This window comes from Streptomyces sp. NPDC126503 (assembly GCF_040302405.1).
In the GTDB taxonomy this organism is placed as follows: Bacteria; Actinomycetota; Actinomycetes; order Streptomycetales; family Streptomycetaceae; genus Streptomyces; species Streptomyces gulbargensis.
In genome coordinates, this window is sequence record NZ_JBEORS010000003.1 from 373113 (window position 1) to 388575 (window position 15463).

At 74.8% G+C, this 15463-nt stretch carries 13 protein-coding genes; 9 read left to right on the forward strand and 4 right to left on the reverse strand.

The window, feature by feature from the left end:
* Nucleotides 1-108: 108 nt before the first annotated feature.
* The 3 genes from ABTY40_RS06885 to ABTY40_RS06895 all read left to right on the forward strand — a co-directional run bounded on the left by ABTY40_RS06885 (nt 109) and on the right by ABTY40_RS06895 (nt 5237).
* A complete protein-coding gene (locus ABTY40_RS06885) occupies nt 109-1281 on the forward strand; it encodes a carboxylate-amine ligase (protein WP_352058530.1) in 1173 nt (390 codons plus the stop codon).
* Nucleotides 1282-1443: 162 nt separating this feature from the next.
* The gene (locus tag ABTY40_RS06890) at nt 1444-3228 is read left to right on the forward strand and encodes an N-acetylglutaminylglutamine amidotransferase (protein WP_352058531.1); all 1785 of its coding nucleotides are present in this window, start codon (nt 1444-1446) and stop codon (nt 3226-3228) included.
* Nucleotides 3201-5237 (forward strand): alpha/beta fold hydrolase, encoded by a 2037-nt coding sequence (locus ABTY40_RS06895; RefSeq protein WP_352058532.1) that lies wholly within the window; start codon nt 3201-3203, stop codon nt 5235-5237. The genes ABTY40_RS06890 and ABTY40_RS06895 overlap by 28 nt, the downstream gene beginning before the upstream one ends.
* A 33-nt stretch (nt 5238-5270) precedes the next feature.
* Here ABTY40_RS06895 and ABTY40_RS06900 read toward each other — a convergent pair whose 3' ends face one another.
* The 3 genes from ABTY40_RS06900 to ctaD form a co-directional block, all read right to left on the reverse strand.
* The gene (locus ABTY40_RS06900) at nt 5271-6374 is read right to left on the reverse strand and encodes an LUD domain-containing protein (RefSeq protein ID WP_352058533.1); all 1104 of its coding nucleotides are present in this window, start codon (nt 6372-6374) and stop codon (nt 5271-5273) included.
* Between the two features lie 228 nt (nt 6375-6602).
* Nucleotides 6603-7046, reverse strand: coding sequence for a hypothetical protein (locus tag ABTY40_RS06905; protein WP_352058534.1), 444 nt, complete (start codon nt 7044-7046; stop codon nt 6603-6605).
* 5 nt (nt 7047-7051) lie between these two features.
* A complete protein-coding gene (gene ctaD / locus ABTY40_RS06910) occupies nt 7052-8785 on the reverse strand; it encodes an aa3-type cytochrome oxidase subunit I (RefSeq protein WP_352058535.1) in 1734 nt (577 codons plus the stop codon).
* Nucleotides 8786-9142: 357 nt separating this feature from the next.
* Here ctaD and ABTY40_RS06915 point away from each other — a divergent pair, with 357 nt between their 5' ends.
* On the forward strand, nt 9143-10594 hold the full coding sequence (locus ABTY40_RS06915; RefSeq protein WP_352058536.1) for a M20/M25/M40 family metallo-hydrolase: 1452 nt from the start codon (nt 9143-9145) through the stop codon (nt 10592-10594).
* Between the two features lie 13 nt (nt 10595-10607).
* Here ABTY40_RS06915 and ABTY40_RS06920 read toward each other — a convergent pair whose 3' ends face one another.
* Nucleotides 10608-11948 carry a preATP grasp domain-containing protein gene (locus tag ABTY40_RS06920; RefSeq protein ID WP_352058537.1) on the reverse strand — a complete coding sequence of 447 codons (1341 nt, stop codon included), beginning with the start codon at nt 11946-11948 and terminating at the stop codon, nt 10608-10610.
* A gap of 232 nt (nt 11949-12180) precedes the next feature.
* On the opposite strand from ABTY40_RS06920, the gene ABTY40_RS06925 reads away from it, so the two are divergent.
* The 5 genes from ABTY40_RS06925 to ABTY40_RS06945 all read left to right on the forward strand — a co-directional run bounded on the left by ABTY40_RS06925 (nt 12181) and on the right by ABTY40_RS06945 (nt 15452).
* A complete protein-coding gene (locus tag ABTY40_RS06925) occupies nt 12181-13128 on the forward strand; it encodes a GlxA family transcriptional regulator (RefSeq protein ID WP_352058538.1) in 948 nt (315 codons plus the stop codon).
* Nucleotides 13129-13268: 140 nt separating this feature from the next.
* Nucleotides 13269-13895 (forward strand): DJ-1/PfpI family protein, encoded by a 627-nt coding sequence (locus ABTY40_RS06930; protein WP_352058539.1) that lies wholly within the window; start codon nt 13269-13271, stop codon nt 13893-13895.
* A gap of 68 nt (nt 13896-13963) precedes the next feature.
* Nucleotides 13964-14728, forward strand: a complete 765-nt coding sequence (locus ABTY40_RS06935; RefSeq protein ID WP_352058540.1) for a DJ-1/PfpI family protein — start codon at nt 13964-13966, stop codon at nt 14726-14728.
* Nucleotides 14729-14810: 82 nt separating this feature from the next.
* Complete coding sequence (locus ABTY40_RS06940; RefSeq protein WP_345286503.1) at nt 14811-15035, forward strand: DUF6458 family protein; 225 nt, start codon at nt 14811-14813, stop codon at nt 15033-15035.
* Between the two features lie 33 nt (nt 15036-15068).
* Complete coding sequence (locus tag ABTY40_RS06945) at nt 15069-15452, forward strand: 4'-phosphopantetheinyl transferase family protein (protein WP_352058541.1); 384 nt, start codon at nt 15069-15071, stop codon at nt 15450-15452.
* Nucleotides 15453-15463 lie beyond the last annotated feature (11 nt).

Consider the following 15463-nt stretch of genomic DNA (forward strand, 5'->3'; position numbering starts at 1 on the left):
GAGCACCACAGGCATATGTTCGCCGATGCCGGGCACCCGTTCGGGCACACCGGCAGCGTCGACCCCGACGGGGCCGGTCGGAGAGCAAGTCGTCCATGAGGAGGCGCCGTGACCGTCCGGATCGGGGTCGAGGAAGAATTTCATGTGATCGACGTCGAGAGCGGGGAACTCGTTCCCCGTGCCGACGCGATCCTCAGCAGGCTGACCCGGCACACCGGCGCGTACACGCGAGAGCTGGCCCAGTCGGCCGTCGAGTCGAACAGCGGGGTCCACGCGTCTCTGCAGGATCTGTGGGCGGACCTGTCCACCTCGCGCCGGCGGCTCGACCGGGCCGCCGCGTCCCAGGGCCTCGCGGTCGCGGCCGTGGGGACCGCGCCGCTGACGCGGCTCGGGACCGTGCCGACCACCGTCGACGAGCGCTACCTGCACATGACGGACGAGTACCGCCGGCTGGTCGGCGAACAGCTGATCTGCGGCGCGCAGGTGCACGTGGACGTACCGGACCGGGACACGGCGGTACGGGCGATGTGCGCCGTCGGCCCGTGGCTGCCGGTGCTCCTGGCCCTGTCGGCGAGCTCCCCCTACTGGCTCGGGACCGACACCGGTTACGCGAGCTGGCGGACCATGGTCTGGCAGCGCTGGCCCACCTCCGGGCCCGCCGGGTGCTTCGCCGACGCCGCGGCGTACGACCGCGCGGTCCAGGAGCTGATCAGCTCCGGTGTCATCAGCGACCCGGGCATGATCTACCACGACATCCGGCCCTCCTCGCACCTGCCGACCCTGGAGCTGCGCGTCTGCGACGCCTGCCCCCGGGTGGAGACCGTCGTCCTGATCGCCGCCCTCTTCCGGGCCCTGGTGGTGGACGCCTGCGCCGCCGTCCGGGAGGCCGGTGACGCGGGCTGCGACGGCCGCCACGAGTGGCTGCGGGCCGCCACCTGGCGCGCCGCCCGCTCGGGTCTCGAAGGCGACCTGGTCGATCCGGAGACCCGGCTCGCCGCGCCCGCCCCGGCCGTGGTCCGGAGCCTGCTGCGCAAGGTCCGGCCGACGCTGGAGGAGTTCGGCGACTGGGAGGCGACGCTCTCCCTGGCCGAGGACGCCCTGGCCCGTGGCAGCGCCGCCGCGGTGCTGCGCGCGAAGGTCGCCCAGGAGGACCTGCTCGCCGGCGTGGACGCCGTCCTCGCCGAGACGCGCGGCGAGAAGCTCCTGCCCGCCCGGGCCGGCCGCCGGGTCCGCCCGATCCCCACCGGCTGGGACGGCCGGCCGGCCGCCAGCGCCTCCTGAGCCGCCGGCACCGGCGCCGGCGCCGACGACGGACCCTCCCCCCCCAGAACGTACGAGAACCAACACGCACCGCCGCACCACCGAGGAGTGACCCAGAATGCGAAAACGCCCTGATGCCCAGCCCTGCCCTGTGCGCGTCGTCGACGTCCCGGGAGGTCCGGCGTGTGCGGCCTGAGCGGTGAGATCCGCTTCGACGGAGGGCGGCCCGACCTGGCCGCGGTGGAGCGCATGACCGACCGGCTGGCGGCGCGCGGCCCCGACGGGCGGGGCCTGTGGAACCGCGGCGCCGTCGCCTTCGGACACCGGCGGCTGAAGATCATCGACCTCTCGGAGCGGGCGGCCCAGCCGCTCACCGACGAGGAGGCGGGCCTGACCTGCGTCTTCAACGGGTGCATCTACAACTACCAGCAGCTGCGCGACGAGCTGCGCGGCCTGGGCCACCGCTTCGAGACCACCTCGGACACCGAGGTCGTGCTCAAGGCCTACCGGCAGTGGGGCACCGGCTTCGTGGAGCACTTCGCCGGGATGTTCGCCATCGCGGTCGCGGAGCACGCCACGGGCCGGGTGGTGCTCGCCCGCGACCGGCTCGGCATCAAGCCGATGTACCTGGCGGAGCGGCCCGGCCGGCTGCGGTTCGCCTCCACCCTCCCCGCGCTCCTCGCGGGCGGCGAGGTGGACACCTCCCTCGACCCGGTCGCCGTCCACCACTACATGAGCTGGCAGTCCACGGTGCCCGCCCCGCGCACCGTCCTGGCCGGGGTGCGCAAGCTGCCGCCCGCGACGGTCCGCGTGATCGAACCGGACGGCCGGCACCGGGACCACCGCTACTGGCAGCCCTCCTACACCCGCCGCGCCGACCTGGCCGGCATGGGCCCGGACGAATGGCGGGACGCCGTCCTCGCGTCGCTGCGCACCGCCGTGCGGCGGCGCATGGTGGCCGACGTGCCGGTGGGCGTGCTGCTCTCCGGCGGTCTGGACTCCAGCCTGATCGTCGCCCTCCTCGCCGAGGAGGGGCAGAAGGACCTGGCCACCTTCAGCGTCGGCTTCGAGTCGGAGGCCGGCGAGGACGGCGACGAGTTCCTCTACTCCGACCAGGTCGCCCGTCACTTCGACACCGACCACCACCAGCTGATGGTGCCCTCGGACCGGGTGTCGACCGCCCTGGACGGCGCGGTCGCCGCCATGAGCGAGCCCATGACGAGCCACGACGTGGTGGCCTTCCACCTCCTGTCGGAGCAGGTCTCCAAGGACGTCAGCGTCGTGCAGAGCGGCCAGGGCGCCGACGAGGTGTTCGGCGGTTACCACTGGTACCCGGCGCTGGCCGAGGTGCCGCGCGAGGACGAGCCCGAGCGGTACGCCGACGTGTACTCCGACCGGTCGCACGCCGAACTGGCGAAGATCCTCCAGCCGCACATGCTGGCCCCCGGCGACCCGTCACGGGAGTACATCCGCCGCCACATGGCGGAACCCGGCGCCGAGACGGCCCTGGACGCCGCGCTCCGCACGGAGACCCACGTCATGATGATCGACGACCCGGTGAAACGGGTCGACAACATGACCATGGACTGGGGTCTGGAGGCACGGGTGCCGTTCCTCGACCACGAGCTGGTGGAGCTGGCCGCCGCCTGCCCGCCCGAGCTGAAGCTCGCACAGGGCGGCAAGGGCGTCCTCAAGGACGCCGGGCGCACGGTGCTCCCGAGGAGCGTCGTGGACCGGCCGAAGGGCTACTTCCCGGTGCCCGCCATCCGCCACATGGCGGCGCCCGTCCTGGGTCGCGTCCGGGAGGCCCTCACCTCCCCGGCCGCGCGCGGGCGGGGGCTGTTCCAGGAGGAGTACGTCTCCCGGCTCCTGGCCGCACCGGACGACCACCGCACGAACCGGGGCGCCAACGCCCTGTGGCAGATCGCGCTGCTGGAGATATGGCTGCAGACACACGGCATCGACTGACCGCCGACGGCGCGGCGGGGACCGCCACGGCCCCGTCCGCCCAGCCGCTGGCCACCGCGGCCGGCCCCCTGGACGCGCCCAGGGGGCTGGTGGCGCACGCCTGCTGGTACCCGTCGGTGGATCCGAGCGGGGAGTACGCGGCGTTCATCTGCGACCGCGGGGGCGTGCCGCAGCTGTGGACCGCGCCGCTGGGCGGCGAGGAGGCCCGGCTGCTGGACGCCGGCCCGGACCACGTGACGGAGGTGTCCTGGTCGCCGGACGGCCGGTGGATCGCCTATACGGTCGCGCCGGGCGGCAGCGGTCACACCCGGGTGCTCTGCGTGCGGCCGGACGGTTCCGACCGCAGGATCCTGGCCGGCGCGGAGGCGGGATCCTCGGCGTACCTCGGCTGCTGGACCCGGGACGGCTCGGGACTGGCGGTCACCATCGCCGAACCCGCCTCCGACCGGCCCGACCCGGCCGACCTCGCCGAGCGCCCCGCGGGCTGGACGGAACGCGACGGACACGCCATCCTCCTCGACGCCGGCGCGCACGGCGGGGAGGGCGGCCCGCCGGTGCGGGACGTGCTGACCGCGTACCTGCTCGACCCGGCCGGTGTCACCGCCCCCGCGCTGCTGGCCGAGGAGAGCGAGGCCGCGACGCTGCGCGTCTGCGACCTCAGCGCGGACGGCCGCCTCGCCCTGCTGCGGCGCGGGCCGCGCGGGGGCCGCGAGGCGGTCGTGGTGCGCCTCTCGGACCGCGCGCCCCTGTGCACCCTGCCGGTCGCCGACGGCGACCCGTGGATCGGCCGCTTCTCCGCGGACGCCGGGACGCTGTGGCTGCGCAGCGACCACGACCGGGAGTTCGCCGCACTCCTCGCCCTGGACCTGGACGCCTCGGGGGCCCCGACCGGTCTGCGCGTGCACACCGCACGCGAGGCGTGCGACCTGGAGCTGCTGTCGGCCGTGGAGCACGGGGGACGCCTGGCCCTGGTGTGGAACGTCCACGGGACGAGCGAGCTGGAGACCCTGCCGGTCGACGCGCCGAACGGGACGCCGCCCGCGCCCCGGCCCGTGCCGCTGGGCCACGAGGTGGTCACGCGCGTCGTGCCGGCGGGGGCGTACGGGATGCTCGTGGCCCTCTCCGGCTCCCAGCGGCGGCCCGGGGTGTGGCACGTACCGGGGGTGGCGCCGCCGGTGCGCACGCCGTGGTCGGCCCGGGACGAGGAGACCGTGCCGCCGGGGCCGCCGCCCGTTCGGCCGGTTCCGCTGCGGCCGACGGCCCGGGACGGGCTGCTGCTCGGCGGCTGGTACCACCGGGCGCCGGGCCGCCCGCCCGGCGAGCCCGCCCCTTGCGTCCTCCACCTCCACGGCGGCCCCGAGGAACAGGAGCGGCCGGTCTTCGACCCGCTCTACCACGAGCTGCTCGGGCGGGGACTCGACGTCTTCGCGCCCGATGTCAGGGGGTCGTCGGGCTGGGGCCGTTCGTTCCGGGACGCCGACCTCGGCGCGGGCCGGTTCGACGCCATCGAGGACGTGGCGGCCTGCGCGGCGCACGTCGTCGAGGCGGGGCTCGCGGACCCGCGCCGCCTCGCGGTCATGGGCCACTCCTACGGCGGATACCTCACCCTCGCCTCCCTCGTCTGGCACCCGGACCTGTTCCGTACGGGCGTCACCGTCTGCGGCATGTCCGACTTCGGGACCTTCTTCGCCGGTACGGAGCCGTGGCTGGCGGAGTCGGCCACGCACAAGTACGGCCATCCGGAGCGGGACCGGGCGCTGCTCCAGGCGCTGTCCCCGATGAGCCGCGTCGACGCCCTGCGGGTGCCGCTGCTCGCGGTGCACGGCGCGCACGACACCAACGTCCCGCCCGGCGAATCGGAGCAGATCGTCCTCGCGGCCCGCGAGCGCGGCCTGGAGGCCGAACTGCTCCTGCTGCCCGGGGAGGGGCACGACTTCCGGCGGACCGAGAGCCGGCGGCAGTTCCGCCGCACGGCCGCCGACTGGCTGGAACGCCGGCTCATGTCCTGAGCGGTGGGCCACGGTGGTGCGGAGGGCGCGGCGTCAGAACCCGAGGGACTCCCGGAGGAGCAGGACGGTGCCGCGCCCCGGGGCGGGCTCGCCGTGGAGGACGAGCAGGCGGTTGAGGGCGCTCGGCCTGCCGTACGCCTCCCGGGCGCGGGCGTCCTCCAGCGGGAGCGCGTGCTCCTCGACCCGGCGCAGGGCGGTGGCCAGGTCGGGCACGACCTTCTGCGCGCCGACGACCCACACAACCCGGGTGGCGCCGCCCGCGTTGGCGGGGAGCTGGCTGCCGCTGCCGGAGGCCAGGACGAGCGAGCCGGTCTCGGTGACCGCGGCGACGCTGTTGACGACGACGTCGGGGGAGGCGAGCAGCCGCCGGAAGGTGTCGGCGCCCTCGGCGGTGGTCCGGTCGAGGGCGAGGAGGCGCGGTTTGACCGCGTCGTAGGGACCGGTGGCGTTGATGTCCTCCTCGATGCCCGACAGGCGGAGGGTCTCGCTCGCTCCGGTGAGCACGGAGGCGCCCTCGGGGATCAGTTCCCTGACGCGGGCGCGCGCCGCCGCGGCGTCGTCGAGGATCTCGGCGGCGAAGCCGTTGGTCCGCAGCGCGGCGGCCACCCGCTCCAGCCGCTCGGCGGTGGCCGGTTCGCCGAAGGACGCGGCCGGGAGCGCCGGCGCGGGGGCCGGTTCGGTTCCCGCGCTCCGCGCCACGGAACCGGGAGCGCTGCCCGTCAGCGGGGAGGTGTCCAGGTACCTGACCTCGTACACCCGCTCGTCGAACTTCCAGCCCTCCTCTGTCCGCCGGTAACGGTCGTGGTAGACGGCGTAGTTGAGGCCTTCGCGACCGTCGAGGGTACGGGCGATCTCCTGGATGTAGGCACGGCCGGTCGCCGTGTCGCCGTCCAGCCGGACGGTGCCCGGGTGGGAGTTCTGCACGAAGAAGTCCCACTGGCTCTGGAGGTGTTCGCCTCCGGCGAGGATCTCCTCGCGGCCCGTGTGCTCGGCGGGGATGCCGGGCATGCGCAGGACCCCGTCCGGGGTGAACAGCGAGGCCAGCCGGGCCCGGTCGCGCATCATCACGGCGTCGGTGAACTCGGCGCGCAGTGCCTCGATCCCGACGCGGTCCAGGGCGGCCTGGAGGTCGTTCATCGGAGGTCCCCTCTCGTGTCGTGTCGCCGCCCTCGGCGGTGCGGCACGGATACGACGACGCGGCGCCCCGGAGTGTGAGGCGGGCCCGGCGGGGGCCGCCGCCTTCCGGGGCGCCGTCATGTCGTCGTGTCGTCGTGTCGTCGTGTCGTCGCGAACCAGGGGGCGGCAGCGGATGACGTGGGGTCGGGGCCGGGGGTCGGTGCGGGACACCACAGCCCCGCCGCTTCCCTAGGTGGTGCGGGCCAGGGCCGTCCACACGAGCGCCGTCGCGGCGCCCAGCGCGACGGCGGAGCCGAGGGCCGCGGCGACCAGGCGCCGCCGCAGGCAGGCGTAGCGGCCGCTGTACTCGCGGCGGAGTTCGTCGGCGCGGACGACGGCGGCCTGGAACATCCGCCGGCGCAGGGCCAGGTGCTCCTGTGCGAAGACCCGGGCGATCTCCTCCGCCTCGTGCGGCCCCAGCCAGGGGAACCGGCCGACGAAGGCGGCACCCGCCTCGGCGGCCTCGGTGCGGGCGTGCTGGGCGAGGAGGTAGCCCTCCATGCGGGCGATGCCGGCGGCGGCCTCCGCCCGCAGGTCGTCGTGTCCGCCCGCGCCGCCCGTCCCTGAGGCCACGGGCGGGCCGCCGGGGTGGCTCGGGGAGCCCTGCGGGTCACCCGGACCGGTCACGGCCATGGGGGTCAGGCCTCCCGGTCGGGGCCGCTGCCCTGCGTGGGGCTCTGGGCGGCGTCGGGGTCGTCGATGATGTCGCGCTTCTGCCCGCCGCCGTGGGCGAGGGCCGCCAGGGTCGGGAAGTTCAGGTCGAAGGCGGGCGATTCCGAGCGGATGCGGGGCAGGGTCACGAAGTTGTGGCGGGGCGGCGGGCACGAGGTGGCCCATTCCAGGGACCGGCCGAAACCCCAGGGGTCGTCGACGGTGACGCGCGGGGCCGTGCGGGCGGTCTTCCAGACGTTGTAGAAGAACGGCAGGGTGGAGGTGCCGAGCAGGAACGCGCCGATGGTGGAGACGGTGTTGAGAGCCGTGAAACCGTCGGCGTTCAGGTAGTCCGCGTACCGGCGGGGCATGCCCTCCGCGCCCAGCCAGTGCTGGACGAGGAACGTGGCGTGGAAGCCCACGAACAGCGACCAGAAGTGGATCTTGCCGAGGCGTTCGTCGAGCATCGTGCCCGTCATCTTCGGCCACCAGAAGTAGAACCCGGCGAACATCGCGAAGACGACGGTGCCGAAGACCACGTAGTGGAAGTGCGCGACGACGAAGTAGGAGTCGGTGACGTGGAAGTCCATCGGCGGCGAGGCGAGGATGATGCCGGTCAGACCGCCGAAGAGGAAGGTGACGAGGAAGCCGATCGACCACAGCATCGGCGTCTCGAAGGAGAGCGACCCCTTCCACATGGTGCCGATCCAGTTGAAGAACTTCACGCCCGTCGGCACGGCGATCAGGAACGTCATGAAGGAGAAGAACGGCAGCAGCACCGCGCCGGTGGCGAACATGTGGTGCGCCCACACGGTCACCGACAGGCCGGCGATCGCGATGGTGGCGCCGATGAGGCCGACGTATCCGAAGAGCGGCTTGCGGGAGAAGACCGGCAGGATCTCGGTGACGATGCCGAAGAACGGCAGGGCGATGATGTAGACCTCGGGGTGCCCGAAGAACCAGAAGAGGTGCTGCCACAGCAGGGCCCCGCCGTTGGCCGGGTCGAAGACGTGCGCCCCGAACTGCCGGTCCGCCTCCAGCACCAGGAGCGCCGCCGCGAGCACGGGGAAGGCGAGCAGGACGAGCACCGAGGTCAGCAGGATGTTCCAGGTGAAGATCGGCATCCGGAACATGGTCATGCCGGGCGCGCGCATGCAGATGATCGTGGTGATGAAGTTGACGGCGCCGAGGATCGTGCCGAAGCCGCTGAGCGCCAGGCCCATGATCCACATGTCGCCGCCCACGTAGGGGGTGCGCTCGCCCCCGCTGAGCGGCGTGTACGCGGTCCAGCCGAAGTCGGCCGTGCCCTGCGGGGTGAAGACGCCGGCGAACGCGATCAGGCCGCCGAAGAGGAACAGCCAGTACGAGAACATGTTCAGGCGCGGGAACGCCACGTCCGGGGAGCCGATCTGCAGCGGCATGATCGCGTTGGCGAAACCGGCGAAGGTCGGAGTGGCGAACAGCAGCAGCATCACCGTGCCGTGCAGGGTGAACGCCTGGTTGTACTGCTCCGTCGAGACGAGTTGGAGGCCGGGCCGGGCCAGCTCCGCCCGGATGACGAGCGCGAGGATCCCGCCGAGGATGAAGAACACGAACGACGTGATCAGGTAGAGGTGGCCGATCTTCTTGTGGTCGGTCGTGGTCAGCCAGTCCACGACGACCCTCCCCCGGCTTCTCCTCTTCACGGGCACGAGGGTGGGCGGCTCGGTGGAGGTGACCATGGAAACTCCGCTGGAGATGGGGAAGAACACGGCTGGGCAGGCCGACCGTAGAGCACGCGGACGCGGCAAACCGCCCGGACACGGGCATTCCCCAAAAATCACCTCATCGCACCGTGTCGGGTCGCTCCTGCGGCCGACCGGGCGGAAAGGGGCGGGCGGCACGGATGGGGCGCCGGAGCGGGGGAAGCCGCAGGATGTCCGGCCGCTCACGGAGCCGTCCCCGAACGGGTGTCCCGGGTGGGTTCCCGGGCCGCCCCGTGGACAGGGCCTCCGCGGACGGCCGGACCGGCGCGCCACGCCGCCACCCCGTGTCCCGGTCACGTCCCCCGTCACCGTCCGACGAAGTGGAGAGCCCCGATGACAGCGCTCCCTCCCCCGCCCGATCCGGCAGCGTCCCCGGCGGCGGCCCCGCCCGTGCCGCCCGGGGCGCTCCGCGCGGCGGTGCGGCGCGAGACGGATGCCGTCCTCGCCGACCTGGCGGAGTGGGTCCGCGTCCCGTCCCTGTCCTGCCTGCCCGACCACGCGGTGGAGGTGACGCGCTCCGCCCGTCTGCTCCAGTCCTTCTTCCGCGGCGCCGGGTTCCCGGTGGCCGAGGAGTGGCCCACCGAGGGACTCCCGGCCGTGTACGCCTGTTGGCCCGCCGCCGACCCGGACGCGCCCACGGTGCTCGTCTACAGCCATCACGACGTCAACGCCGTCATCGAGGAGGACTGGCGCGAGACCGCGCCGTTCGCGGGTGTGCTGCGCGAGGGCCGGCTCCACGGCCGGGGCGCCTCCGACGCCAAGGGACAGGTGATGTGCCACCTGTGGGCGTTGCGGGCCTGGCTCGCCGCCACGGGGGACTCCGCGCCGCCCGTCACCCTGAAGTTCCTGGTCGAGGGCGAGGAGGAGATCGGTTCCGTCCACCTCGGGGAGCTCCTGGAGCGGCACGCCGACGCGCTGCGCGCGGATGTCGTCATGGTCTCCGACACGATGCTGTGGTCGCTGGACCGTCCGGCGGTCTGCGCGGGGGTACGGGGCTCGGTCAGCGCGACGCTCACGGTGCGCGGGACGCGGGCGGACGTCCACAACGGGGCCGTCGCCGGGGCCGTCGGCAACCCGCTCACCGAACTGTGCCGCGTCCTCGGGGCGCTGCACGACGGGAACGGACGCGTCACCCTCGGCGGTTTCTACGACCGGGTGGAGTCGCCGCCGGACCACGAGCGGGCACGGCTGGCCGGCGCGGACCTGGACGAGTCGGAGTGGACGCGCAGGACCGGGGCGCTCGGAGCGCCCGGGGAGGCGGGGTACGGCATCACGGAGCGGGTGTGGCTGCGACCCGCCGTCGAGGTGACCAGCCTGTCCGGCGGGCACCCCCGGCTCCCCGGACTCGGCGTCGTGCCCGCCACCGCCACCGCCGGTCTCGTCCTACGGCTGGTGCCGGACCAGCGGGCGGACGAGGTCGCGGAGGGCCTGCGGGAATGGGTGGCGGCGCGGGTCGGCCCCGGCTTCACGTACGAGCTCGACCTCCCCGGCACCCGGTCCGACCCTTACACCACGCCGGCCGGCCACCCCGCCTTCCGGGCCTTGGAGCAGGCCGTCGGCGCGGGCCGGGACCGGCCCGTCGCCCGGATGCGCAACGGCGGCGCGGCGCCGGCCGCGCAGCTCGCGCGGGCGCTCGGCGCACCGGTGCTGTTCTACGGCACGGGCCTGCTGGAGGACCGGTGGCACAGCGGCGACGAACGCGTCGAGGTGGAGGCCCTGGCCCAGGGCGCGCAGACGCTGGCCACGTGGTGGAGTCTGCTGCCGGACGCGCTCGCGGGTGACTGAAGGGGCGTCCGGGTCACACCACGGGGCCCAGCACCCGCGTCAGACGTTCCTGGAGGACGTCGAGGCGGGGGCCGGACGCGGCGATCGTCACATGACGCCAGGTGAGGCCGTCGGTGGGCGCGCCCGCGTACAGGACCGCGCCCTCGCCCCGCCCGGCCGACCAGCCGAGACCGCTCTCCTCCAGGAGCCCGACGGCCTGTTCGAAGGTGTACGGGGCGGGGGCCCGCCGGCGGCTCATGCACCAGGCCGGGTCCTTCGCGCCCGCCGCCCGCGCGAGCCGGGTGACCATGGCGTGCGGGGTGGTGGTGGCGGTGCGCCGCACGTTGCTCTCGTTGGCGTGGAGGACGCCCTGCCGGGTGACGACGGCGTCCAGGGAGAACGGGCCGGCGTAGCCGTGCCGCCCGAGGTGCGTACCGAACAGGCGGGCCCACTCCTCCAGTTCACCGCGCGCCGCGGCCGCCGGTCCGCGCAGGGGGGCCTCGTAGCCGGTGAACGAGCCGTCCCGGGTGCGCATCTCGCCGCTGAAGAGGACCGTCGTCCCGCCGGGCCCCGTCCAGGCCTGCGTGCTGAGCGAGTGGGCCACGTCCACGCACTCCTCCACGACCCAGGTGTCGTCCACGGGCGGCAGGGACAGCGGCCCCGGCGCCTCCCCGGGGCCGGCGGCCCGGACGAACGTGAGGCCGTGGCCTCCGGCGGAGCGGTCGGGCTTCACCACGACCTCGCGGTGGTCCCGGGTCATGCGCGCCACGAGCGCGTCCAGCTCCGCGTGGCGGCAGACCCGCCCCTCGGGCACGCGGAGGCCGAGCGTGGCCGCCACGGCGCGGAAGCCGGACTTCGTGTTGAGCTGCGAGGTGACCTTCAGCGCCTCCGGGGTGGGCTCCTCCCGCCCGTACGGGGAGACCGGGATCCCGAGGTCACGGGCGAAGGCGGCCGCGGACTCGTCCAGGGCGGTCGGCAGGAGCGCGATCCCCGGCCGGGCGGCCACCAGTTCCCGTACGGCGGGCAGCAGGCCGGCCCGCTCGACGGCCTCCGCGAAGGGGACGCCGGGGCACGGAGGCACGGGGACGACGGTCACGTCCCCGGCCGACAGGCCGAGCAGGCGGGCCGCGTACTCCTGGAAGGCGCCGGTGAGCGGGACGGGGGTCAGGAGGACGTCCCCGGGCCGCAGCAGCCACATCGTGCGCGGTGCCTGTTCGGCCCACTGGCCGAGGACGGCCGTCGCCCGCAGCCCGACCGCAAGGTCCGAGGCGAAGTTCGCGTGCACGAGCAGCGGTCCGGCGTGCTCCGTCGCGTCCCGGTCCGCTCCGGGGGCGGCCGGCCGTGGGGGCGGAGGTGTCGTCCGGTCGGTCGTCATGGTTCTCCTGCGTCTCGCCGGGGAGCCCGGGCCGGGGCCGGTCCGCCGGCACCGGGGGTGGTGCGCCCGGGGCTTCCGGTCGTCGGCCGTCACCTGCCGGGGCCGGCCGCCGGAGCCCCGCCGCCACCGTACCTCCGGGTCTCCGTCGGCACGACCGGCCGGCGGCCCCGTGTCCCCCGGGGGTGCGGGCGGGCGGTGGGCCCGGCGCGGCCATGGCGTACGCTCCGGCCGTATGCACGTGGTCGCGGTTCTCGCACTCGACGGTGTCTCGGCCTTCGATCTCGCCATCCCCTGCCAGGTGTTCGCGATACCCCGGGCGCCGGACGGCACGCCCGCGTACGAGGTCCGCGTCTGTGTCGACCGGGACATGGCGGCGACGGCGGGGCCGACGACCCCTTTCCGCATCTCCTCCTCGTACGGCTGGGAGGAGGCGCTCGGCGCGGACACGGTGATCGTCCCCGGCATACCCGCCGAGCTCACCCCGGACCCGCGCGCGGTCGCCATCCTGCGGGAGGCGGCGGCCGGCGGGGCCCGGATCGCGTCGATCTGCACGGGCGCCTTCGCCCTCGCGCACGCCGGGCTCCTGGAGGGGCGCCGGGCGACGACCCACTGGCGGTTCGCCGACGCCCTCGCGGAGCGGTTCCCTGGCACGGTCGTCGACCCGTCGGTGCTGTACGTGGACGAGGGCCGGGTGCTCACCTCCGCCGGGATCGCCGCGGGCCTGGACCTCTGCCTCCACCTGGTGCGGCGGGACCACGGCGCGGCGGTCGCGGCGGGGACGGCGCGCGTCCTGGTGATGCCGCCCCAGCGGACGGGCGGCCAGGCGCAGTTCATCGAGTACCGGGCGCCGGAGACGGACTCCGCCGACCTCAGCGCGACCCTGGACTGGATGCGCGGGAAGCTCGGTGAGCCGCTCACCCTGGCCGACATCGCCGCGCACGCGATGATGAGCCGCCGCAGCCTGGCCCGGCACTTCCGTGCCCAGACGGGGACGACTCCGCTGCGCTGGCTGCTCGCCCAGCGGGTGCAGCGCGCGCGGGAGCTCCTGGAGACGACGGGGCTGCCGATGGCGAGGGTCGCGGAGGCGACCGGGTTCGGGTCGGTCGAGACGCTCCGCCACCACTTCGCGCGCCAGGTGGGCACGACCCCGTCGGCGTACCGGGCGGCCTTCCGCGCCTGAGGGGGCACGGTCCCGGGGCGGTGCGCACCGGGCCTGGCCGTATCTTGCGCACCAGGGGCACGGACGCCGGTGTCGGCGCCCGCCTCCCGCCGGAAGACTGGTCGCGTTCCCGCCCCGCACCGTCCTCACGGAGGTTCGTCATGCCCTCTCGCACCCCGCCGCTCCGCGCCGGACGCCCGCTGCGCGTCCACACCGTGCTCTACGACGGCGTCGAGGAGCAGGACTTCGCCGGGCACATCGAGGTCTTCGGCATCGTCGGCGAGGAGCGTCTCGCGCAGTCCTTCGTCACGGTGGGCGGCTCGCGCCGCGTGACCACCTCCGCCGGTATGGAGATCCTCTGCCGGGACGCCTGGTCGCCGCACTCCGCCGACGTGATCATCGTCCCCGGCGGGGGGTACGGCGAGGGGTCCGGCCTCCAGCGGGAGATCCGGCGCGGCACCCTGCCCCGCGCCCTGGCGGCGGCCCGCCGGGACGGCCTGGTCCTGGCGGCGGTCTGTTCGGGGACCATGCTGCTCTCCGCCGCCGGCATCACGGCCGGGCGCCGCTGCACCACGCACCACATCGCCCTGGAGGACCTCCGCGCGCAGGGCGCGCGGGTGGCCGGGGGCCGGGTCGTGGACGACGGGGACCTCGTGACCTGTGGCGGCGTCACCTCCGGCATCGACCTCGGCATCTGGCTCGTCGAGCGCTTCCTCGGCCCGGACACCGCCCTGTTCGCGGAGGAGGTCCTCGAGTACGAGCGCCGCGGCACCGTGAACACGGCGTGAACCGCCGCACCCCTCCCGGCCCCGCACCCGATCCCCGCACCCCGTACCGACCTTCAGAGGTGAACCGCGTGAACCGACGTACCCTGCTGCGCACCGCGACCGCCCTCGGCGCCGCCGGCCTCGCGACCGGCAGCACCACGGGCCCGGCCGCCGCCCGTGGCACGGCCCCCTCCCCCGCCACCGCTGCCGGGCGCGCCGCCGGGTCCGGCGATCCGCTGCGCGTCCAGGTGGTGCTGTTCCCCGGCGTGGAGGAGCTGGACCTCGCCGCCCCGTACGAGGTGTTCTCCGCCTCGGACTTCTTCACCGACCGGGCGGTGGACGTCCGGTACGTCGCCCTGGACGGGCCGGGGACGATCACCGCCGCCTTCGGGACCACCCTCCGCGTGGAGCACGGCTGGGCCCCCGACGAGGCGGACCTCCTCGTCGTGCCGGGCGGCGGCTACGCCCGGCGGGACGACCCCGGGGTGTGGGCCGAGATCCGGCGCGGCGCCCTGCCGCGCGCCCTCGCCGGGGCCGGCCGTCCCGGTCTGACCATCGCCGCCCTGTGCACCGGCGTCATGCTGCTCTCCGCCGCGGGGCTGACCCGCGGCCGGCCCTGCACGACGCACCACCGGGCCCGCGCCGATCTGGAACGCCAGGGCGGGGTGCTGAAGCGGGCGAGGGTGGTGGACGACGGGGACCTGGTGACCGCCGGGGGCGTCACCTCCGGGCTCGACCTCGCGCTGTGGCTGGTCCGCCGGGAACTCGGCGTCGACGCGGCGCTCGGTCTGGAGTCCATGCTGGAGTACGAGGCCCGGGGCACGGTCTGGACGGCGGGCCCGCCCCGCAGTTGACGGACCGTCCACCCGCGCGGCCGGGGCATGGGCGGCGCGGTCGGGGGTACCCGATGCACATCAACCCCCGAGGAGGAACACCATGGGTCTGGGACTGTGCATCATCCTGATCGCCATCGGGGCCATTCTCACCTTCGCGGCCGACTGGGAACTCGACGGAGTCAACCTCGACCTGGTGGGTCTGATCCTGATGGCCGTCGGCATCATCGGGACCGCGGTCTACACGAGCATCCTGCGCCGCCGCCGGATGGTGGTCCCGCCCGTCGCCCCGACGGTGACCGAGCAGGAGCGGCGCGATCTGCTCTGACGGTCCGCCGGCGGGCCCGGCAGACTGGGTGGCATGACCGTCGAACCGCTGCCCGTGCGCGTCCTCCGCGCCGGCGAGACGCCGGGCGTGGCCGTGCCGCCGGTCGCCGGCGGCACGGCGGCCTCGCTCTGGCTCGTCCGGGTGGCACCGGACCCGGGGGCGTACGACCTGCTCGACGCCGGTGAACGGGCCCGCTGGAACGCGTTCGTACGCGAGGACGACCGGGCCCGGTACCTCGCCGCGCACGGTGCCCTGAGGCGACTGCTCGGCCGTTTCCTGGACGTCCGGCCGGAGGAGGTCGTCCTCGTCCGGGAGCCCTGTCCGCTCTGCGGCGCCCCGCCCCGCCGCGCGGGCGGGGGGGGGGGCGCCCGGGATTTAAGGCGAAGGCACACCCGGGGCCGGGGGGTTGTTTTGTAGTCGACAACACA

What these genes read in the sequence shown, in the direction of transcription:
- ABTY40_RS06895 (WP_352058532.1), top strand. Translation starts at nt 3,201, where the DNA reads ATGGCTGCAGACACACGGCATCGACTGACCGCCGACGGCGCGGCGGGG.
- ABTY40_RS06900 (WP_352058533.1), bottom strand. Translation starts at nt 6,374, where the DNA reads ATGAACGACCTCCAGGCCGCCCTGGACCGCGTCGGGATCGAGGCACTG.
- ABTY40_RS06905 (WP_352058534.1), bottom strand. Translation starts at nt 7,046, where the DNA reads ATGGCCGTGACCGGTCCGGGTGACCCGCAGGGCTCCCCGAGCCACCCC.
- ctaD (WP_352058535.1), bottom strand. Translation starts at nt 8,785, where the DNA reads ATGGTCACCTCCACCGAGCCGCCCACCCTCGTGCCCGTGAAGAGGAGA.
- ABTY40_RS06915 (WP_352058536.1), top strand. Translation starts at nt 9,143, where the DNA reads ATGACAGCGCTCCCTCCCCCGCCCGATCCGGCAGCGTCCCCGGCGGCG.
- ABTY40_RS06920 (WP_352058537.1), bottom strand. Translation starts at nt 11,948, where the DNA reads ATGACGACCGACCGGACGACACCTCCGCCCCCACGGCCGGCCGCCCCC.
- ABTY40_RS06925 (WP_352058538.1), top strand. Translation starts at nt 12,181, where the DNA reads ATGCACGTGGTCGCGGTTCTCGCACTCGACGGTGTCTCGGCCTTCGAT.
- ABTY40_RS06930 (WP_352058539.1), top strand. Translation starts at nt 13,269, where the DNA reads ATGCCCTCTCGCACCCCGCCGCTCCGCGCCGGACGCCCGCTGCGCGTC.
- ABTY40_RS06940 (WP_345286503.1), top strand. Translation starts at nt 14,811, where the DNA reads ATGGGTCTGGGACTGTGCATCATCCTGATCGCCATCGGGGCCATTCTC.
- ABTY40_RS06945 (WP_352058541.1), top strand. Translation starts at nt 15,069, where the DNA reads ATGACCGTCGAACCGCTGCCCGTGCGCGTCCTCCGCGCCGGCGAGACG.